This window comes from Alteromonas profundi (genome assembly GCF_010500865.1).
Classification (GTDB): Bacteria; Pseudomonadota; Gammaproteobacteria; order Enterobacterales; family Alteromonadaceae; genus Alteromonas; species Alteromonas profundi.
The window spans coordinates 1-21,551 of record NZ_JAAAWN010000037.1; the positions used below are offsets into that span (position 1 = coordinate 1).

Here is a 21,551-nt window from a genome sequence, read left to right on the forward strand (position 1 = left end):
CTAACAACACTAGTATTGCTAACCACGTTAGCGTCACTAGTGGCTATATTATTGGGTATGGTGCTCGTCTCTTCAAACAAACATCGGCGCTTCCAAGCCAATACCGAAAAAAGAAACGTCCTCTCATTCCACTACCTCGGCCTCAGAGCTATCGCTTGTCGAATACGGTTTACCATGCGACAGTGGGAAGCTGCACTTAAATGGTACAGCTCCATAGTAGACGGGGCCTGGGCCGGAAGCGCATGAAATTAAATTCGTGGGGATCCCTCAGACTCTGACCCCATTACGTTGCAATTTAAGCTGCAGGTTTAATAAGCGCCTCGCTAATTAGCAAGGCGCTTTTTTCTAGCGCCGTGGCTTTACGAGCATAAACAGCAACATTACATTTAACCCAAAAATCGCAATGCACAATGAGCCAATTGTGGCAGCTCGAAAGCTATAAAGTTGCGCTACAGTACCCGCACCAATAGTGCCCAGCATCATGCCAACGCGGGATGCGTTAGAATAAAACACCGAAGTAAAGCCTGTTAGGTTCGGTGATTGTTGCTGCAATAAAGTCAATCCAATACCCGCGTATAAACCATAGAACAACGCATTTAGTATCTGCAAAGAGAGTAATTCCCAGCTTGATTGAGAGAAGTAGATGCCCATATAAAAGCAGCAGCCGAAAAGAAATGCTATCGCCATGATGCTTGCTGGTGGAAAGCGGCGTGTAAGTTTTGCCGCTATCAACATGGTGGGAATTTCAAGAGCAGCGACGACGCCCATCATTAAGCCCGGCAAGTTTTCTGGTAGCCCGAGTTCACGCATTACATATAAAGGCATAGACGACAAGTACATGTCGTTACCCGCCATTCCTGCTAATACTGCAAGGCCTACCAGCCAAAACGAAAGGGAAAGAGAGCCCCTTTGTGTGTTAGTGGAAGAGTTTTGGCACGCCTTTTGGGGCGGCACTATTTTAACCACAAAAAGGGTGGCTGTTATCACACAAGCAATAGCTACACTAAACGATGCCGCAAAGCCAAAGCTAGCCACCAATGTAAATGCTAAAGGAGGGCCAACTACCCAGGCCAAGGATATTGCAGCACGGACTTTTGAGTTAAACGCTGCTAAATCTATATCCTGTTTTTTTGCCCACAACCCTGACACTGTTAGCATTTGAGATACCGCGCCAGTACCTACCGACATGAACAAAACGCCGGCAAGAAATACCTGCCAAAACTGGTTGCTAAAAATAAACGCTACCATGGTTATACCAACACAAATCATGGTAAGTCCGTATAGACGGTTTGCGTTAAAACCTTTGTCTGCCAAATGCCCTAAATAGTGGCTTATCATAAGCCCTGAAAGCGTAACTGAAACCATATATACACTGATGAAAATAGGTTGCACGTTAATTTCGTCAATTAAAAAGTAGCTCATAATCGGTGTAACGAATGACGACGTTAAGCCAGTTAATAAACTGAGCAACAAAAAAGGTAGTTGTGGCGAAAAAGCGTGACGCGATGACATGAAGGTACAAGCTCTTAACAAGGAGGGCGCATTATAAGTGCTGCGTACCTCATGTCTATGGCGACAGTGAATTAACTTATTTTATTAAAAGTGCGGTGAGTTAGCCCCTTATAATAATCAGATAAAACTGGCTATTTCGTTGAGTGATTTCTTTTGCTTAGCATGGGTGGGAAGGGTGGCATCTTTCGCAGGATAACCGGCCACAATTAGCATGTAGGCTCTCTCATTATCAGGGCGTTGGCAAACGTCAGTTAAAAAGTTCATAGGTTTAGGCGTATGCGTTAAGGTTGCTAAGCCTGCATTGTGCAAAGAAGTGATAAGCATACCCACTGCAATGCCAACAGATTCATGAACATAGTAGTTTTGACTTCTTTCTCCGGCTTCGCTTTCCCCAAATTTTTGGCTGAACACAGCTATTAGCCATGGGGCAGTTTCGAGATAAGGTTTGCTGGCATCAGTGCCCAAAGGTTTAAGGTCGTTTAACCACTGCTGTCCGGCGCGCCCATCATAAAATCCTCGCTCGTGGGCTTCCGCTTGTTCGCGAATTTGCTTTTTAATACTCGCAGAGTGAATGGCAGAAAAATGCCAAGGCTGGTGGTTGGCGCCGCTAGGTGCGGTGCCTGCGGTTAAAATACAGTTTTCAATAATGGCTTTATCTACCGGTCTATCACTGAAATGACGAATACTATGACGGCGCTGCATAGCTTTTAAAAAGTCAGAGCTTCGCGCAAGCATATTTTCTTCAGGGTATTCAATAAAATCGTTAAGTGGTGAATGGTCGTGAGGTTGCATTTTTAGTCTCGTTTTACGTCACATTTGAACACATAGAGTAAAGGTGACAGTGAACATTATCAAAACAAGAGATCGTTGTTACTTTTTCTACCAGTATAATTTGGTTTGATGTGGCAATGTAACTGTTCAATAATAAAGCACCTTCATTATTTCTTTGTGGTGACTTTCCGCAATGTTTGCACAGAATAATTCGCTGGCGGTCAGATATTTAGCACTTACATTCCTATTAATTTTGCCCTTAGGTAGTTGCGCCCCACATATGGAGTGGTTAAAAATCGATGACTTCGAATCTGAAAGCCCCTTAATGTCATGGACCAAGGTCGATGCAGAAAACCACACTATGCCTAACATTGATTCCCCCCAAGTCACAGAAGTTCGGTATGAACCACAGTTAGATAATCACTACTTACTAAAGAAGCCAGCACCAGAAGGAATTGTCGGCAATCGTAAAGCTATCAGCTTTACGAAACTGCCAGAGCCAATCACCGTAGGAGAAGTATATACCTTTTATTTGCGATTAAACGTAGAAGCATTTCCGAATAATCACCTACTTGTAATACAGGGTCGAAGAAAACGCCGTATGGTAATGGCGGACTTAAATACGACGATTTGTACATAAAAAAGGGCGTTGATTTGAGCTTACCAAAAAGTTGAATAGGCAAAAATAATGGGGTCAGGGTTAATTAAGTAACTACTTTGACATTTTTTATTTAAAGGTATTTAGAATGGAAAGCTACATGAAAAACAAAAGTGTATTACCTTGTTTACTGCTAGCGTGGTTCACCCACAGTTCGTTTGCGTCAGAGTACTTAACATTTTTTTTAGGTGGTCAATCTAACATGGAAGGCTACGGCTATGTTTCCGCGTTACCAGAAGCGCTAAAAAGTGAACAAGGGGTAATGATATTTCATGGCAACGGGGTGTTTGACAATGAACCTCACGGCGGTATAGGCATCTGGGCGCCATTGAAGCCGGGCCACGGCACAGGCTTCACGTCAGATGGTATTAACAACCGATATTCAAATCGTTTTGGGGCAGAGGTTAGTTTCGCAAAAACGCTCACAGAAATGTTTCCTGAACAAAAAATTGCCTTGATAAAATACGCTGTTGGAGGAACAGGCCTACACCTAAGCACAGGTTATGGCAATTGGTCTCCTGATTTTCGTGAAGGAAACGGACAGAACCAATATGATTTTGCTCTCAATACGATTAACAATGCATTTGCTAACAGAGATATTGATGGCGACGGGGAGCCGGATAGGTTAGTTCCTAAAGGTATTATCTGGATGCAAGGCGAAGCTGATGCCAACGCAAGTAAAGAAGCCGCCAACGCGTATTTGAGTAACTTAACCCGCCTAATGGGGTTAATGAGAGCAGCATTTAGAGACGATAGTATACCCGTTGTTATTGGTAAAATTACAGACTCGCAGCTAGGAGACAGCGATCTGATGCCTTACATTAATCGTGTACACATGGCGCAACAGCAATTTGTGGAGCAAGATATTTGTGCCAATTATATGACTAACACGGAAAGGTATCCGTATCATGAAAAGGACCCTTGGCATTACCTAAGCGAGGGTTTTGTACAGATGGGTAGGGACTTTGCGCTTTCTTATTCAAAGTTAGCGAGTAAATGTCATAGATAAGATAAAAGACAGCAGGCGTGAATCATGATGGTGCTTGTATTATCTACATTTGTACGAAACTGTCGATACATGCAATTACGAAGGATAGTATAAGCAGTGCTACTCCGCACTTTATCCAGAAAATATCATTCTCACTCGCTGAGTTTGCAATTTGAACCATCTGTGCAACGAGGTGTTCAGAAAAAGAATTTTTTTCGGGGCTAGCGAATGAAGGATCGTTTAAAAATGTATTAAACCTCTTTAAGTTATCCAACTGCCTGTAAGTAGGGTAGGCGGCGAGAATAGCACCTAATAAAGAAAGCAAATTTGCAATGAATTCCATCACCTCTACCACTCCTGCAGTTTATATTCAGCCGCTGACTGCATTTTCGATAACGCATTTCTAACGTTAAATGAACACGTTACTTCTAATTTAATCTTAGTGTCGCCAGAGGTTTTTGTTAGGTAGATCATATTGGGAGGAGCAGCTATTTGCGGGCGAAAATCGTGCTCTGTAGCAAGGCGTAGCATGACTAAAAACTGATCTGGCCCTCCCACTAATTTTTCTTCACCAGTGAGGTCGAGATGTTCATCGTGTTCAGTAAAAAGCGTTAGGATATGATAGTTGTTAATCAAAAAATTCATATTAGAATCGCGGGATTCACTTGGAAAAGTGTCAGTGAATTGTGCAAATGGAGAGTCATTCATGTTAAGTAGCCTTAAGCTAACTAAACGCGACGTAAAGACCGACGTTCAGGTGAATTGGGGCCGTGGTACCAAGGACTTGATTGGAAGTCGACCGCTGTTACCGAATTTGGCTTGTTCATTGGTTGTGAGTAAGTGGCCACTACTGATCTACCGATAGATTTTGCATTGCGTTTTCCCGCCAAGTCACAATCACATATAGTGAGTTTAGCATGTCTAGGATTAACCAAGGCTAATTTAAGTACTGTATTGTTGTGAACCCGTCTATTTTCACAAATTGCACTCGCCGCTAAAAAGCTACCTGCGGCGTTAAGCTTGCTAATTTGAGAAACACGAGGATCCTTAAGGATATCATGGTATTCGTTCCATGCCAGGATATGTACAAAAGAGGGTCTCGTCATTATTGTACCTTCCGAATTTCTTAGCCAGTTGTAGTATAAATATCAACTGATAAATTCAATATTCCCTTTGTTCGTCGGGGAGGTTTTGCATCGAGATAATGCACCTAAAGTGGAGCGTTACAGTTCCATTACTCCTCAATGGCTGGTTAAAAAATGTACTTTATTGAGGCGAGCTTGTAAATAGGAGAGGTGCAAATATAGAATTCAAGCCAATACCGAAAAAAGAAACGTCCTCTCATTCCACTACCTCGGCCTCAGAGCTATCGCTTGTCGAATACGGTTTACCATGCGACAGTGGGAAGCTGCACTTAAATGGTACAGCTCTATAGTAGACGGGGCCTGGGCCGGGAGCGCATGAAATTAAATTCGTGGAGATCCCCCAGACTCTGACCCCTTTTCTTCAGCGCTAGTTGAGCCTTAACAAAGGAGATCCCGTAAACACCGTTATAAGTTACTTTAACAAAAAGTTGGCTACCATTATGGGGAAAAACATCAGAGGACAAAAACTTGCGTTTCTAGTAACGCTATTAGCAACCACATTTTTCACTTCGGCGCAATCTGGTTCATTTGAACAGGTTGAGATGAAAGGTAGTAAGGGCAGTATGTTAGTTGGCGACGTGCTTTCATCGTTTGATAACCCTTGGGCGATGGCGTTTTTGCCTAACGGCTATAGCTTGGTTACCGAAAGGATGGGCACTATGTGGCTTCTTGATGATAAGCAGCAAAAGCGTTTTGCAGTAAGTGCTGTCCCTACCGTAACCGCTAAAGGGCAAGGGGGCTTAGGTGATGTTATAGTTCACCCAGAATTTGAGACCAACAGCACCATCTACATTTCCTATGTAGAGCACGACCCCAATGATGATACTTACAGCGGCGCTGTGGTAGAGCGTGCTAAGCTAAATATCTCCGATAGCGGCGCACACTTGTCGGATAGAGAGCTTATCTGGCGCCAATCACCCAAAGTAACTGGAAATGGACACTATTCTCATCGAATGGCGTTTTCGTCAGATGGGCACTTGTTTATTACTTCCGGTGACAGACAAAAATTTACGCCTGCCCAAAATATGGCGATGAATTTGGGAAAAATCCTGCGCTTGAATGCTGATGGGACCGTTCCGAGCGACAACCCTTTTTACGGTAACGGGAGTGTGACAGAGCAAATATGGACACTAGGGCATCGCAACCCCCTTGGTATTGATTTTGATGAACAGGGTAACTTATGGTCCCATGAAATGGGGCCACGTCATGGCGATGAACTTAATATTATCGAAAAAGCGCGGAATTACGGCTACCCCGTGGTGTCACAGGGCGACCATTATTCTGGTGTGAAAATACCTAACCACGAAGATTATCCTATTTACAAAGCGCCGGAAACAGCTTGGTTGCCTGCTATTAGTCCCGCTGGTTTTATAATCTACAAGGGGGATTTACATAAAAGCTGGAAAGGAAATGGCTTCATTGGTGGCTTGTCATCTAAAGCGTTAGTGCGGGTAACGTTCGCAAAAGATAATGAAGGGAAATGGGGTACGGAAGAAGCCGAGCGTTACGAGTGGGATAAACGCGTACGTGAAGTGGAACAAGACAGTATGGGTAATATATATGTATTAGAGGACAAAGATGGTGGCCGTTTAATAAAACTACAACCGAGTAACTAGCTGGTAAAAATAGTAAAATTGGAGGAACAGTGTCTGAGGTACCCAGTGCGACATCGCAGTCACCTTGTCGTGAAAATCGCTCGTGCCTCGCGCTATCCCATGTCATTTACTGTTCCCCTGAGAAAAAGAAAACAGCATTCGAGGGTGGTTTGATGAAGGGCGCGCCTCGTGCGTCGGAGCCTACAGTTATATAATATTTGATATCACTACGTAGAGCAGATTATCCGCTAAAATATGCTCTGCCTCCCCTTTTCAGATGAAGTTGCAAACTTCACATAGGCTAATGCTGTAATGCGCTGCAGCTAGTGACTACTTTCTCTGCTTAATCTCCTTGCGCCAATTTACTTTTAACTGGTCCTGAATGTTAATTCTTTTGTTAATTATTTGTTGAATAATAAATGAAGAACGCGTATAACGTAAAAAGACAACGTTGTTTATTTGCTGGAATTACACCACTTCAACTATCGGGACGCGATATGAAAGACTACAAACTGAACCCATTAGCTCGTCAGCTACGTGCGGCTTTTACGCCAGCGCCTCTGGCTTTAATGCTAATGGCAACGTCGTTACAGGCACAGGAAACTGAGTCTGACGCAGCACAGGCGGAGACGCCGAAAGAAGTAGAAGTAATAGAAATTTCCTACGGTTACAGTGCTGTGGAGAAAACAGATTTGACGGGGGCTATAGCCACGGTTGATATTGAGGATGTTATCGACTTACCCGCTGGCAACATAATGCAAAACTTACAGGGTAGGGTGCCAGGTCTTCAAATTACCACTACGGGAAACCCCAGCTCCACCGCCACAGTGAGAATACGTGGACAAGGTTTAGGCCCATTGGGCAATAATGACCCGTTATATATTATCGATGGTATACCTACCAAGTCGGGTTTACACGAGATTAACAGTAACGATATTGCTGATGTGCAGGTGTTACGAGACGCTGCTGCCGCCAGCATATACGGGGCTCGCTCGGGAAATGGTGTCATTGTCGTCACGACGAAGAAAGGGCATAAGGGTTTAGACTTTAATTTTCGTTTCAATCAAAGCATTGAAGAGTACGACTATGACCTCCAACCCCTAAACACGCTAGAGCGTGGAGCGGTTGTTTGGCAAGCCGCGGTAAATGATGGCTCGAACCCAAACTCAGCAAGCCCTTTATACACCTTTGACTGGAATCAAGACTTCGAAAACCCAGAGCTATACTCAGTTATATTGCCTACCTATACCGATCCGGAAAACGTGCAAAGACCTGCAGATACACAATGGTTCGATGAAGTGACCAGAACGTCGAAAATCTCTGACATGAATTTCTCTGTAGCTGGCGGTAATGAGGTGTCTCAATTCTATACCTCTTTAGGCTATTTTGACGCTGAAGGCATCGTCGATGGCTCTAAGTTTGAACGATTGGCGTTCAGGTTTAATTCTGAGCATGATGTCATCGAAGACAAACTAAAAGTTGGCCAGACGTTTATTATTACTGATCAAAAAGCCAACTTGATCAACGATTTAGCTGGACAAATTCTAGGGTTATCAATTGAACAGCAGTCTATCGTCCCCGTTTACAATGATGTTGGTGGCTGGGGTGGGCCAGTTCCGGGTATCACTGATAGAGACAACCCTGTCCGCATCATCGAGCAAAACCGCGACAACGGGCATACTTACAATAAGGTAATGGCTAACTTTTTTGTTGAATACTCGCCCATTGAAGATTTAACCCTAAGAGGGAACGTGGGTCTCGACTACAGCCAATTCTATTTTCGTAATTTTACGCGTGCATTTACCGCAGGATCGCTAAGTAGCGGAGATCGTTTAACAGTAGAAGATAATTGGAATCAGAGCATTATTACCGGCGCAACGGCGACATATAAGTGGGTAGTTAATGATTTACACAAGTTCAACTTCCTCGCAGGTGTCGAGCAAATTAACTACGAACGAGAGTTGTTCAGAGGGATTGGCTCGGGTTTCGCTTCTGATGACCGTTCGTTTGCCTATCTATCTCAAGCCACGTCAGATGTACGTGTTGAGGGTGAGGGAGAAACCTGGTCACTCGACTCTCAATTTGCTCGTGTAGATTACAACTACGATAACCGTTATTTAGCCTCATTTACTATTCGTCGAGACGGCTCCTCACGGTTTGGTGATGCGAACGAGTACGGAAATTTCCCGGCGGCTTCTTTTGGTTGGGTAGTAAGTAACGAAGACTTTTTCGACGTTGAATTCATTGACACGCTGAAACTTAGGGGGAGTTGGGGAGAAACCGGTAATCAAGAAATACCCACCAATGCCACCGTGACGACGTATGTACCACGTTACGCCACCCAGTCACTTTTCACGAACGAACAAGATGAAGGTACAGCCTACGACATAACCGGCTCGAATAGCGGTACACTGCCGTCTGGTTTTGTACGAGCTCAAACCGGTAATGCTGACCTTAAATGGGAAACCTCAACTCAAATAAACTTGGGTGTCGATTTTGAACTTTTCCGCAACACTGTTTACGGGAGCTTCGATTGGTATGAAAAAGAAACCCGCGACATTCTTACGTTAACCCAGCCTATAGCAACACTGGGTGAAGGCGCGCAAAAGTGGGTTAATGGCGGCACGATAGAGAATGCGGGTGTAGAGCTGGTATTGGGCTATGAGAAGTGGATTGAAACTGGCTTACTGGAAGACGAATTGCTGGTAGATATCAACTTTAATATTTCATCTACGGAAAACACGGTTACAGCGCTACCAGAAGATGTGGTGAACTCTTTTGGAGGGAATGGGCAAGACAAAACAATTTTAGGTCGCTCCATTAACTCGGTGTACGGATATGTCGCTGACGGTATCTTCCAAAGCCAAGAAGAAGTTGAAGAACACGCAGTACAATCTGGCGCTGCACCAGGACGTATCCGCTGGCAGGATCTCGACGGAAATGGCGTAATTGATGAGAACGATCAAGACTTCTTCGCAGACACTGACCCCGACTTTATTTATGGCATGAACTTTACGTTTAAATATAAAGCTTGGGACTTCAATATGTTCTGGCAAGGAGTGAAAGGCGGGCAAATTCGTAATAACTGGAGACTGTTTACCGATTTCACATCATTGAACATTGGCTCAAACTATGGCGCGCGCACCCTCGATGCTTGGACGCCAGAAAACGCTAACAGTGATGTACCTGCATTAACCCTTATTGACAACAATGGCGAAGGCCGTCAATCCAGCTTTTTCTGGGAAGAAGGAACGTATCTCAAGCTGCGTAATATCAGTGTAGGTTACACACCAACACTGGACTTTATCGAGCGCATGGGTCTTAACGATGCACGCATCTATTTACAGGCTCAGAATCTTTTGACCATCACCCCAGATGGAACCTTAAGTGAAGATCCCGAAACCCCCAACGAAGTATTTCCTGTCCCGCGCCGAATTACTTTCGGACTGGAATTTTCTTTTTAAGCTAACAGGATAATGGATTTAATATCATGAATCGTATAAGCAAATTTTTAACTAGTAGTCTTGTGGCTCTGTCGGTTGCTTCCTGCGGTGGCAGTGGAGAGTTGGATAGTGAACCTCAAGCTGTTTTGACAGAAGATCAAGTGGCAACCACTGAAAATATTGACGCTTTGGTCATCGCTACCTATTCATACCTTGGAAACGACCACTACACCGCGCCTAATTATCTTTGGCCCACGGGGAACCTGCGTGCAGGAGACGCGCATAAAGGCGGTAACGGTCCGTCAGACATTTTTGCCTATCATGCATTATCCATGTATGAGCCACTCGTGCCTGACATGGAGTCTTTCCCACCGGATTTGATTGACCTGAATAACAAAAAGTGGACACGAAACTACACGGGTATTTCACGGGCTAATTCGGCACTTAACGTTATTCAAGATACGCCCGCTGACGAGCTTGCCACTGCTGACGAAAAGTCTGCAGAGTTACGCTTTCTCAGAGCTGTTTTTTATTTCGACCTGAAAATTCATCATAAGCATATTCCGTGGATTGATGAGACGATGACACAGGAAGAGATATTAGCTACCACCAACCGTGACCTTACTGATCAGCAGTTATGGGATAAGATAGCAGCGGATTTTCGCTTCGCTTCTAATAACCTTCCCGCTGTTCAACAAGACGTTGGGCGTGCCTCGTCGCTCTCTGCAAAAGCCTATTTAGCGAAGACTTTGCTATATCAAGCGTACGAGCAAGATGAGTTACATAATGTCGTTAATATCAATCAACAAAAACTGGAAGAAGTAGTGAGTTTGGTTGATGAAATTGAGGCTAGCGGAGAGTATGGGCTGTATGATGATTATGCTGAAAACTTTCTCGCTGAATTTGAGAATGGTCGCGAGTCTGTTTTTGCAATCCAACGTTCATTAAATGATGGCAGTCCAGATGGGCGAGGAGCCTGGTCTAGTGCGTTGAATGCTCCAATGTCAGGAGGATTTGGTTGCTGCGGTTTTCATGTTCCCACTGAAAATTTTGTGAATGCATTTAAGACAGACAACTCGGGACTGCCCCGCTTCTCTAACTTTAACGAGAGTGTGTATAACGTAGCAAATGACTATGTTGACCCTCGCCTTGATCATACAGTCGCCATGGAAGGAAAGCCGTTTAAGTATGACCCTGATCTTATTCACGGTGGCGATAGCTGGGCGCGAGCACCAGGAATATACGGTAACTACACTGGCATGAAAGACTTAGAACACCCTGACTGTGATTGTCGAGGAGAAAATGGGCCCTTCCCTATTTTTTCATTAAACACCGTGCTTGTTCGCTATGCCGATGTATTACTGTGGAAAGCTGAGGCGCTTATAGAACTTGATCGCTGGGAAGAAGCTACCCCTATCATTAATCGTCTAAGAGCACGTGCCGCGGCAAGTACTGGCAGACTTAATGAGGCGAGTATGTACCGTATTGGTACCTACGACACTTTCGCTAATAAAACTGAAGCTCGCCAAGCATTGCGCTGGGAACGACGGGTTGAATTAGGTTTAGAGGGGCATCGCTTCTTCGACTTAGTTCGATGGGGCGTGGCAAAAGAAACCATTGATGAGTACCTCACAACCGAGCGCGGCAGAAAGCCTTATCTAGAAGATGCTGCATTTACCAAAAATAAACACGAATACCTGCCTATTCCTAATCAACAGATTAATTTGAGTGGCGGTATCTATGTACAGAACCCGGGCTACTAAGCCCGGCGTTTCGAGAGTGTCCAAGAGGTAACTTACACATCATGAATAAAATAGTTTATTGGTCTTTCACTGTTGCTATCGCCGGGTTCCTGTTCGGTTTTGATACAGCGGTGATTTCTGGGGCCGACCAGTCCATTCAGGCATTGTGGGAGACGCCACCGCTCTTTCACGGTCTCTTTGTTATGTCTTCAGCGCTGTGGGGAACAGTATTAGGCGCGTTAATGGGGAATTGGCCTTGTGACCGCTTGGGCCGCAAAAAAACGCTAGTGCTTATTGGCGTGCTTTATTTACTCTCTGCGCTAGGCTCAGCGTTGGCTCAAGACCCTTATACGTTTGCCATTTTAAGGTTTATTGGAGGTGTGGGAGTAGGGGTGTCCTCCATCGCTGTACCTGCTTATATTTCAGAGATTGCGCCGGCGAAAATAAGAGGTCGTTTGGTAGCAACTTACCAATTTCAAATTGTATTTGGCATATTGGTGGCGTTCCTTTCCAATTATCTACTATCTGGCGTCATTGTTGAAGACTGGCGCATGATGCTAGGCGTAGAAGCGTTACCTGCTCTGGTTTACTTTTTGATGGTGCTTAAGGCACCGGAAAGCCCGCGTTGGTTGCTTTTACACCGCAACGATGAAACAGAAGCAAGACGGGTGTTTCTCGAGTTGCAAAGTGAAGATATTGAGCAAACGATTAATGCTGTTAAGCGTGATAGCAGCAGCCAAAGTAAAGAGTCATTATTTAAACCAGAATACCGTTTTCCAGTGGTATTGGCATTTTTACTCGCGGCCTTTAATCAACTCTCAGGTATTAATTTTATTATTTACTATGCACCGCGTGTGTTCGACATGGCTGGGCTGGACGGCAGTGCAGCGCTACTTTCTACGGCAGGGGTTGGGCTAGTTAATCTAATCTTTACTATGCTTGGTGTCAGCTTGATTGACCGTATAGGCCGTAAATCACTGATGTATATAGGCTCATTCGGTTATTTGCTCTCACTCGCCACAGTGACTTGGGCCTTTAGTAGCCAAATGGGAGGTACAGTGGTGGTGGGTGCCGTGTTTGTCTTCATCGCAGCACATGCCATTGGTCAAGGGGCTGTTATTTGGGTTTTCATCGCAGAAATTTTCCCTAATTCAGTGCGCTCCAAAGGCCAATCTTTAGGAAGCGGCACCCATTGGGTTTTTGCTGCATTAATTACCTTAATAATGCCACAAGTCTTGGCCAGTTTCTCCGCTCCCCAGGTCTTCGGATTCTTCACCTTTGCTATGTTCTTACAACTACTTTTCGTTCGCTTTTTGATGCCAGAGACGAAAGGGAGAACCCTCGAAGATGTTTCCGCAGCGTTATCAAAATAGAGGCACTTTTTTATGAAGTCAGTGTTAAGTCTTATTATTTCTACAGCTCTTGTTGGATGTTCCATGAATCAAACTAGTCCACTCCCCGTTAGTCCGACCTCTACTGTCGAGGCAGATCGTAACGAAGATTATCGCCCGCAAATTCATTTTTCCCCTAATGAAAAATGGATGAATGATCCCAACGGCATGTTCTACTTGGACGGTGAGTATCATTTATTTTTTCAACATAACCCAGACGCGTCAGTGTGGGGGCCTATGCACTGGGGGCATGCCGTCAGCAAGGACCTAGTGCATTGGGAAGAGCGCCCAATCGCACTTTATCCAGATGAGCAGGGTACAATATTCTCAGGAAGTGCCGTGGTAGATTGGAATAATTCTAGTGGGCTGGGAAGTGATAACAACCCTCCCATAGTCGCGCTGTATACCTATCACAATGCAGAAATGGAAAAGCAGGGCCGCATCGACTATCAGACCCAAGCATTGGCGTATAGTTTGGACAAAGGTCAAACCTGGCAAAAATACACAGGTAACCCGGTGATTGAAAATCCTGGTATTAAAGACTTTCGCGACCCTAAAGTCATGTGGCACGAACCCACACAAAAGTGGCTGATGGTGCTAGCACAAAAAGATCATATTGGTTTTTATAGTTCCGATAACCTTATTGATTGGTCTTTAGAGAGTACATTTGGCGAAGAGATAGGCAGTCATGGCGGCGTGTGGGAGTGCCCAGAATTATTACTTATGCCAGTTGAAGGGACCAATGAGTCTCGCTATGTACTGCTGGTGAGTATCTCGCCTGGCGGGCCGAATGGTGGCTCAGCAACACAATATTTTGTTGGAGATTTTGACGGTAAAACCTTTGTATTGGACGCCGACTGGGAAACGGAACTTGCGCCTACGGTAGCAAAATTTCCTACCGGTAAGGTATTTGATGATTTTGAAAATGGTGTGAATCAGTGGCGTGCCGAAGGCAGCGCTTTTTCTTCTGCGCCAACCAATGGCGGTCATACCAACCAGCCTCCACCTACAGGGTATACAGGTGTCAGTTTAATCAATAGCTTTGCTGATGAAGACCGTGCCACCGGTTCACTGACTTCTCAGTCATTTACGATTACAGAGAAGTTTATAAACTTCAGAATTGGCGGCGGCCATCACCCCGACAAAGTGGGCATTCAACTTATTGTCGATGGCGAAGTAGTAAAGTCGGAAACCGGGCTTAATCGTGAAACACTTCATCATGCAAGTTGGGATGTCAGTGAATGGATGGGTGAACCTGCATTGTTGAGAATTATCGATAAAGAGGCAGGAAGTTGGGGGCATACCTATATTGATGATATTGTGTTTGCTAACGAGCCTGCCGAAAATCGATTAGAGCCCGCCATTTGGCTAGATCACGGCACCGATAATTATGCGGGCGTGACGTTCTTCAATACACCTAACAGTAATGAAAGCCGGCATGTTTTCATGGGGTGGATGAGTAATTGGTTATACGCCAACGAGGTACCGACAAATAAATGGCGTAGTGCCATGACGTTACCGAGAGCGTTAAAGTTATTAAACACCCCAAAAGGGCTGCGAGTGCAAAGCCAATTAGTCGAAGAACTTGATTCACTTGTTGAAGCCACTGAGCAAGCCACGTCACTGGCGCCAGGTGAAACTATAAGCTTATCCTCGCTGGATAGCTCAGGAAGAATGTCAGCTTTACGTTATTCTTTTAAGGTTGACGCTGAACTGGCATCACCTGTGTTAGTGGGTTTTGAAAACGATCAAGGAGAGTTCGTAGATATTGAAATTGATCACAAAAGGTCGGTGGTTTCCTTAGATCGCAGCCAGTCAGGAAAGGTTGGGTTTAATGAGCAGTTTAGCAGCGTACAAGAGGGCACTTTAACGACGATTAATACGCAATACTCGGTTTCGATTGTGATTGACAGGTCTTCACTCGAGTTATTTATCGATGATGGTACCACCGTTATGACATCGTTAATATTTCCGGCATCAGTGTACGACACGATGAGCGTCAAGACCGATAGCCAACCTCTTAAGCAGGTTTCTGTAGAGCGATTAGGATCTATATGGTCGGCTAAATAGCGTCATTTAGGCTTAGGGTATTATTATGAAGTGTCAGCTAAATTCGGCGTATTGGTCATCAGCGATAACATTTTTTTCGTTCTTTCTGACCTGGTCGTTTTGTTACTCGTTGTTTCCTCTATGGTTAAACCAAACACTGGCGTTAACCGGAAAAGAAACAGGTGTAGTATTCGCCACCAATGCGTTAGCGGCTCTGATAGTAATGCCCGTTTACGGTATTTTGCAGGACCGGTTGGGAACGGGCAAACAGCTATTATTTATGCTGGGACTATTAATGGCTGGCGTTGGCCCTTTCTTTATTCTGATTTACCAACCCCTGTTAACGTCTTTCTTCATAGTGGGCGCTATCGTCGGCGCACTATATAGTGCGCTCACCTTTGGTGCTGCAGTAGGCACACTTGAGGCTTATATAGAGCGTCTGGGTCGTCAACATGATGTCGAATTTGGCAAGGCGAGGCTTTGGGGCTCGCTGGGCTGGGCATGTGCTACTTTTGTGGCTGGTGTAATATTTAACATTAATCCTAAGCTTAACTTTGTTTTAGCGAGTGCCACGGGAGTCGGCTTCATTCTCTGCCTATTCTGGCTGCCAGCGTCTACGAAAACGCCACGCACAAAAAAGAAAAAAGTGGGAGTGAGCGATGTGCTTTCGCTCTTTAGTCAGAGCCGATTTTGGCGTTTAAGCCTCTACGTGATGGGGGTTTCTTGTCTCTATCAAATATATGATCAGCAGTTTCCTATTTATTTTTCTTCGCTTTTTCCAACCCCTGAAGAAGGCAATAGGTTTTATGGATACTTAAATTCACTGCAGGTGTTCATCGAAGCTGGAATGATGTTTATCGCTCCGTTTATCGTTAACAAAATAGGGCCGAAGAATGGGCTATTGCTAAGCGGCGCAATCATGGCCCTTCGTATGCTGGCTTCGGGCGTTGTTGCCGACCCTGTTTCTATTTCGATGGTCAAATTACTTCATGCCCTAGAATTGCCTATTTTGCTAGTGGCGATTTTTAAATACATTGCGGTTAACTTTGATACTCGGCTCTCTGCAACGATTTACCTGATTGGGTTTCATGTATTTACCCAAGTTGTTACCACACTGTTATCGTCAGTAATTGGTGAACTTTACGATGATCTTGGATTTGCCGACACTTATTTACTGCTTGGTACAGTAGTGACGGTTAATCTTATCTTTTCGTTTTGGATATTAGAAAACAACAAACCGAAAAATGATGTAGCAGCTAGAACGACTGGCGGCTATTAAGGGTAAACCGTGCAGTTTCTTTCACCGGCTCGGTGCGCTCCTCAAGTAGGCAGTTGAATGCCCATTGGCCCATTTCGTAGTGGGGGAGTGCCATGGTTGTTAACTCTGGTTGCAATAGGGTAGGAATGATATCCCAGTCATCGAAACTGCCGACGCCGATATCTTTACCTACTTTTAATCCTAACGCCTGAACGACAAAATAAACCTCAACAGCCATAGGATCTTGCCCACAGAGTATTGCATCGGGCTTAAAGTTCTTAATAATATCTTCTGCCCTACTGCGGGTGACAGAACGTTCATTATTCTCTTCTCCGAAAATAACGGATTCTACTAGAAGGTTATCAAGGTTTATATTGGCGTTGATAAAGGCTTGTTCTACGCCTTCTTTGCGCAGTTTTGCAGCAATGATATTCTCATTCAGGTTTAAGAATGCAATACGCTTATAGCCTTTATCTATAAGACTTGCCGTGATTTCTCTGGCCGCCTCTTTTTCGTCGGGAACAATAGAAGGATACCTTCCATAGCTGTCATAACAGTTTGCTAACACTGTCGGTACTTCTTTAAATTGCAAGGGAAGAGAAACTTCACGATGATACATAGCCGCATAAATTATGCCTTCAACGCGATGCTCAAAAAGATGATTGACTGCGCCTTCTACACTGTATTTATTGACGTTTACGTTCAGCACCATCAATTCTTTATTGTGTTTCCAAGCAAGATCCTGCGCGCCTCGAATAAGGTCAAAAGTATAAGGTACTCGCAATAGTTCGTCGGCGATAAATCCAATTACGCCAGACTTTTTGCGACGTGTCATTTGGGCGGCTCGGTTTGGGCGGTAGCCAAGCTCCTCAATGGCTTTAAGTACCTTTTCTCTGTTTTTAGGCTTGACGGTAGGGTCATTGTTCACAACCCTTGATACAGTTTTAAACGCCACACCCGCGTGCGCAGCCACGTCCTTTATTGTAACCATTCCATATGATTCCTAATTCACGTACTTCATTTAATTGCCTAAAGCTACACACTTTTACCAAATTTTGCCATAAGCCCGCCCGAGTACGCGATAATTACTTTCATATCAAAAATGTAAAATAAATGTTGTGTTTGTGTTTGTATAACTCTAGTCTTATTAAAAGACAACGTTGTTTAATTTGGGTTTCCCAGTAAAGCGTGTCGAAAACTGGTCGTGTTTTTTCGGCATACTCAATTAAAAAATTACAACATAGCGCATTTAGCTGCTATGGAGGATAACTATGAACACTTCACATCCATCTCCTTTACGGGGACGGCTTTCGGTCATCTTTTTATTGGTGAGCGCCTCCCTTATGGCGTGCTCAGACGATGATACACACAAAAATAAAATCGAAGCAGAATTGATTGTTTTGCAAGAGGGGCAAAGTCCTTCTGATGTTATTGGAGAGGGCAGCGAGCCCGTCGATGAAGAGCAAGAAGAAGATATTACTCTGACAGAAAATCCTGAAAGTGCAGGCTTTCCTCTGTTTAATAACCCTGAAAATAGTGATCAAACTTTATCTGGGTTCGAGTTTTGTTGTGGCCAATACAACACCTACGCAGAGCACGGTTTTGAAGACGTCACAGGAGATTTTGCCAAGCTTGATGGTGGATGGTGGGGCGCAGATGTGGCGGGCGTAGTAGGAGAGCGCGTGTTTTCTAGCTTCGGGGATGGCTTTGACAATGAAGACGAAAGCTTAGGTTGGGTAGGGTTTAGCGCTGTTGGTATGATGGACAGCCCTGCTTTTGAAATAACAGAACGTTATATCAACTTTCTCATTGGTGGGGGAAGCAACGGCTTTACAGAGCCAAATACGACAGCATTGGTATTGGTTGTTGATGATGAAGTCGTATTGCAGGCCAGCGGAGATGACACTGCGATGAGTATGCGGTGGGTAACGTGGGACGTCACTAATTATGCTGGAATGACAGCAAAAATTCGCTTCATAGACAACCATCCGGAAGATAACTCAGATACTGCTCTGCCTTACTTACTTGTCGACGAGATACGGCATGCAGGCGAAGCTGCTTCAATGCCTGACGAAACTAGTCACTTGCAGATAACAGCAAGTGCGTCAATTGAACCAGAATCGGATGGCATACCTGCTTTTACTCGTGTTTCTGACCAGGGACAACATATTGCTGGGTTTGAGTTTTGCTGCGGACAATTTAATACCTATGCCAACCACGACTTTAGAGCTACAGGTGATTTAGATAAGCTCGACGGCGGCTGGTGGGCTGCAGATATAAGCAATCACCAAGGTGAGCGAATTTTCACAAGTCGTGGCGACGGTTTTAGTGCAGATGGCACGTCGCTGGGTTGGATTGGCGACGAGGCGACAGGAACGCTAAGTTCTCCCCCTTTTACCCTTAGCCACAACTTTTTAAACTTTTTGGTGGGCGGTGGTACTCAAGATTTTACGTCAGATAATGCTACGGCGGTGGTATTGCGCGTAAATGGCAAAGTTGTTCGTCATGCCGTGGGAAATGGAGAAGAGTCACAGCTAGATTGGCACACATGGGATGTAAGTGCATTAAAGGGAAAAACCGCAGTGTTGGAAGTTATCGACTATCACGAGGGGGGACAAGAGAATGGACTTGGCTTTATTATGCTTGATGAAATTCGCTTAGCAGAGCATCCGGCTGCGACGCCCAACAACGCTGAAGTGGTGAGTGTGCCTGATGGCCATGATATTCCTTTGCCTTTAGTAATGGCAGATCCGAACCCCTATTATCATGATGGCGAGTTTTATCTTTATTACTTAATTGATACGGCGTTCCACGACTGGTATCTCACCAAAACCAGTGACCTGCAAAGAGGGAGCTTCCCACAAAGAGTTCTTGAAGCCACCGGTGATGCGAATACACAAGATCAATGGACCGGCTCCGGCAGCGTCATAGAGGATGCAGAAGGCCAGACACATATCTTCTTTACCGGTCATAATGCGGACTTTAACCCTGTTGAAGCGGTAATGCATGCGACCGCCACAGACAGCACGCTAACTGAATTTACCAAAATACCTGAAGATACGTTTACTGGAAGCAACGGCTATAGCGACTTTGATTTTCGAGATCCTAAAGTATTTTGGAATAAAGAAACCAATAATTATTGGATGTTGATTACTACCCGTTATAACGGTCAAGCGGCTATAGGGCTTTATGTTTCGGAAAATCTTACCACCTGGTTACCTCAGGAACCCCTCTTTGTTATGGATGCTCCTCTTAATTTAGAAGTGCCGGATTGGGTAGATTTTGGTGACGCGCAATACATGCTATTTTCCGATCAGAATGACGGAGAACGGGATATTAAGTATCTTCGACAAAACGGCGAGGGTTGGCAACTGGCAAACTTCACTTCCCTTGATGGCAAATTTTATTATGCTGGACGCACAGCCGCTTCAGAAGAGTCAACGTTATTATTTGGATGGGTGCCACATAAGATAGGCAGAACTAATGCTGGCGTAGGGACCTTTGGTGGCGATCTGGCCATTCACCAACTCGATACCACAACATCGGGAGAGTTGGCTGTGCATATTCCGCAGAAGTATAAAACCGAATTCGCTAGCGCTATTGATACTACCTTTCAAAGCCAACAGGGTTCAGTTTCTGGCGAGTCGCCTATTACTATGATGGCATCATCTGCTATTACACTGGAAAAGCGCGGCGACAAAAATCGCCTATCGCTGTCGGTTACCAGTGAAAACGCGACTGGCAGATTTGGTATCTACTTTCCTACCGAGGTTGAAGGAGAACAGGTTGCGAGGCTTGAACTGGATACCAATAGCAATCAAGCCTCTTTTTACTTCGGTGATACCCCACCTACCGGCGGTGCAAGCGTCACGCCCACACCTGCGCTAGCAGGCGAGCCGCTTTTCTCTCGCGAGAATGAACCTGAACAGAATGTATCGGGTTTCGAATTTTGTTGTGCGCAATACAATACCCTTACTGCACATGAGTTCACGAACGTAAGCTTCGATTTTTTGAAGCTAGATGGAGGCTGGTGGGGCGGCGATATTGCTAACAATGTTGGCGAACGCGTGTTCTCCAGTTTTGGAGATGGATTTGATGAAGACGGCACTTCCCTTGGCTGGATTGGTTATAACGCCACAGGATCCGCTGATAGCCCTTCATTTGAAATTAGCAAACCCTATATTAATTTTCTCATTGGAGGTGGGTCGAATCCTTTCGACAGTGCTAATGCGACAGCAGTCGTGTTGGTGGTAAATGGTGAAGTTGTGAGAAGCCAATCTGGTAGAGATGCTGAAAAATCCGCTGACGATAAGTTTGTCATGGATTGGGTTACATGGGATGTCAGTGAGCTTATAGGACAAACTGCGGTGATAAGGTTTATTGATCAGCACCCTGATGACGGTTCGGATTCCGCATTGCCTTACTTGCTTGCTGATCAATTTAGAGCAGCTGACTTACCCGCTGTTAGTGAGGGAGAAGACGTGGACGCGGGTAATTTAGATGCACAAGTGGCGGTACCTATGAATCTAACTGAAGGGGTAAATCTAGATGTTTGGTTAGATCCTGAGGCAGGTATAGGGACTTTGTATATAAACGAATTTAGAGCACTCAGTTTCAGGCTCTATGACCTCAATCAGCGCCCGGTGGGTATTTACGCACGAGACGTGCCTATATCAGTGAGTGAACTTCAGAGGTTTATTCGTCATTAGGGTAAAAAGGGGTCAGGGTCTGAGGGAGCCCCACGAATTTAATTTCATGCGCTTCCGGCCCAGGCCCCGTCTACTATGGAGCTGTACCATTTAAGTGCAGCTTTCCACTGTCGCATGGTAAACCGTATTCGACAAGCGATAGCCCTGAGTCCAAGGTAATGGAATGACAGCACGCTTCTGGTTTCGTTATTGGCTTGGAAGCGCCGATGTTTGTTTGAAGAGACGAGCACCATACCCAATAATATAGCCACTAGTGAGGCTAACGTGGTTAGCAATACTAGTGTTGTTAA

15 protein-coding genes and 2 pseudogenes are annotated in these 21,551 nt (G+C 44.9%); 10 read left to right on the forward strand and 7 right to left on the reverse strand.

Annotated elements, in window-relative coordinates:
* Nucleotides 1-246 (forward strand): annotated as a pseudogene (locus GTH32_RS19400) (IS4 family transposase); the annotation flags it as partial.
* Between the two features lie 99 nt (nucleotides 247-345).
* Here GTH32_RS19400 and GTH32_RS17990 read toward each other — a convergent pair.
* Together GTH32_RS17990 and GTH32_RS17995 are read right to left on the reverse strand one after the other, a co-directional pair.
* The gene (locus GTH32_RS17990; RefSeq protein ID WP_163088383.1) at nucleotides 346-1,512 is read right to left on the reverse strand and encodes a sugar efflux transporter; all 1,167 of its coding nucleotides are present in this window, start codon (nucleotides 1,510-1,512) and stop codon (nucleotides 346-348) included.
* A gap of 117 nt (nucleotides 1,513-1,629) precedes the next feature.
* Entirely contained in the window at nucleotides 1,630-2,304 is a 675-nt protein-coding gene (locus GTH32_RS17995; RefSeq protein WP_163088385.1) for a nitroreductase family protein, read from the reverse strand.
* A gap of 259 nt (nucleotides 2,305-2,563) precedes the next feature.
* Between GTH32_RS17995 and GTH32_RS18000 the strand changes: the two genes are divergently transcribed.
* Both GTH32_RS18000 and GTH32_RS18005 read left to right on the forward strand, forming a co-directional pair.
* The gene (locus GTH32_RS18000) at nucleotides 2,564-2,923 is read left to right on the forward strand and encodes a hypothetical protein (protein ID WP_343033458.1); all 360 of its coding nucleotides are present in this window, start codon (nucleotides 2,564-2,566) and stop codon (nucleotides 2,921-2,923) included.
* 118 nt (nucleotides 2,924-3,041) lie between these two features.
* Entirely contained in the window at nucleotides 3,042-3,950 is a 909-nt protein-coding gene (locus GTH32_RS18005; protein WP_163088387.1) for a sialate O-acetylesterase, read from the forward strand.
* 43 nt (nucleotides 3,951-3,993) lie between these two features.
* Here the strand turns inward: GTH32_RS18005 and GTH32_RS18010 are convergent, their stop codons facing one another.
* From GTH32_RS18010 to GTH32_RS18020, 3 genes are read right to left on the reverse strand one after another with little or no spacing between them, the layout of a single operon-like run.
* Complete coding sequence (locus GTH32_RS18010) at nucleotides 3,994-4,275, reverse strand: hypothetical protein (protein ID WP_163088389.1); 282 nt, start codon at nucleotides 4,273-4,275, stop codon at nucleotides 3,994-3,996.
* A 2-nt stretch (nucleotides 4,276-4,277) separates the two neighbouring features.
* Nucleotides 4,278-4,637 carry a hypothetical protein gene (locus tag GTH32_RS18015; RefSeq protein ID WP_163088391.1) on the reverse strand — a complete coding sequence of 120 codons (360 nt, stop codon included), beginning with the start codon at nucleotides 4,635-4,637 and terminating at the stop codon, nucleotides 4,278-4,280.
* Nucleotides 4,638-4,657: 20 nt separating this feature from the next.
* A complete protein-coding gene (locus tag GTH32_RS18020) occupies nucleotides 4,658-5,035 on the reverse strand; it encodes a hypothetical protein (protein WP_163088393.1) in 378 nt (125 codons plus the stop codon).
* A gap of 479 nt (nucleotides 5,036-5,514) precedes the next feature.
* Here GTH32_RS18020 and GTH32_RS18025 point away from each other — a divergent pair, with 479 nt between their 5' ends.
* The 6 genes from GTH32_RS18025 to GTH32_RS18050 all read left to right on the forward strand — a co-directional run bounded on the left by GTH32_RS18025 (nucleotide 5,515) and on the right by GTH32_RS18050 (nucleotide 16,573).
* The gene (locus tag GTH32_RS18025) at nucleotides 5,515-6,690 is read left to right on the forward strand and encodes a PQQ-dependent sugar dehydrogenase (RefSeq protein ID WP_163088395.1); all 1,176 of its coding nucleotides are present in this window, start codon (nucleotides 5,515-5,517) and stop codon (nucleotides 6,688-6,690) included.
* A gap of 476 nt (nucleotides 6,691-7,166) precedes the next feature.
* A complete protein-coding gene (locus GTH32_RS18030; RefSeq protein ID WP_163088397.1) occupies nucleotides 7,167-10,133 on the forward strand; it encodes a SusC/RagA family TonB-linked outer membrane protein in 2,967 nt (988 codons plus the stop codon).
* A gap of 26 nt (nucleotides 10,134-10,159) precedes the next feature.
* Nucleotides 10,160-11,875, forward strand: coding sequence for a RagB/SusD family nutrient uptake outer membrane protein (locus tag GTH32_RS18035; protein WP_044057834.1), 1,716 nt, complete (start codon nucleotides 10,160-10,162; stop codon nucleotides 11,873-11,875).
* A gap of 41 nt (nucleotides 11,876-11,916) precedes the next feature.
* The gene (locus GTH32_RS18040; RefSeq protein WP_044057833.1) at nucleotides 11,917-13,227 is read left to right on the forward strand and encodes a sugar porter family MFS transporter; all 1,311 of its coding nucleotides are present in this window, start codon (nucleotides 11,917-11,919) and stop codon (nucleotides 13,225-13,227) included.
* 63 nt (nucleotides 13,228-13,290) lie between these two features.
* Nucleotides 13,291-15,315: a glycoside hydrolase family 32 protein gene (locus GTH32_RS18045; RefSeq protein ID WP_163088399.1), complete on the forward strand. Its 2,025-nt coding sequence runs from the start codon at nucleotides 13,291-13,293 to the stop codon at nucleotides 15,313-15,315.
* A gap of 25 nt (nucleotides 15,316-15,340) precedes the next feature.
* The gene (locus tag GTH32_RS18050) at nucleotides 15,341-16,573 is read left to right on the forward strand and encodes an oligosaccharide MFS transporter (protein ID WP_163088401.1); all 1,233 of its coding nucleotides are present in this window, start codon (nucleotides 15,341-15,343) and stop codon (nucleotides 16,571-16,573) included.
* Here GTH32_RS18050 and GTH32_RS18055 read toward each other — a convergent pair.
* The gene (locus tag GTH32_RS18055; RefSeq protein ID WP_163088403.1) at nucleotides 16,551-17,543 is read right to left on the reverse strand and encodes a LacI family DNA-binding transcriptional regulator; all 993 of its coding nucleotides are present in this window, start codon (nucleotides 17,541-17,543) and stop codon (nucleotides 16,551-16,553) included. The two genes, GTH32_RS18050 and GTH32_RS18055, sit on opposite strands and share 23 nt — an antisense overlap.
* A gap of 280 nt (nucleotides 17,544-17,823) precedes the next feature.
* On the opposite strand from GTH32_RS18055, the gene GTH32_RS18060 reads away from it, so the two are divergent.
* Nucleotides 17,824-21,261 carry a glycoside hydrolase family protein gene (locus GTH32_RS18060; protein WP_246223316.1) on the forward strand — a complete coding sequence of 1,146 codons (3,438 nt, stop codon included), beginning with the start codon at nucleotides 17,824-17,826 and terminating at the stop codon, nucleotides 21,259-21,261.
* Nucleotides 21,262-21,305: 44 nt separating this feature from the next.
* On the opposite strand, the pseudogene GTH32_RS19405 reads toward GTH32_RS18060, so the two are convergent.
* Nucleotides 21,306-21,551 (reverse strand): annotated as a pseudogene (locus GTH32_RS19405) (IS4 family transposase); the annotation flags it as partial.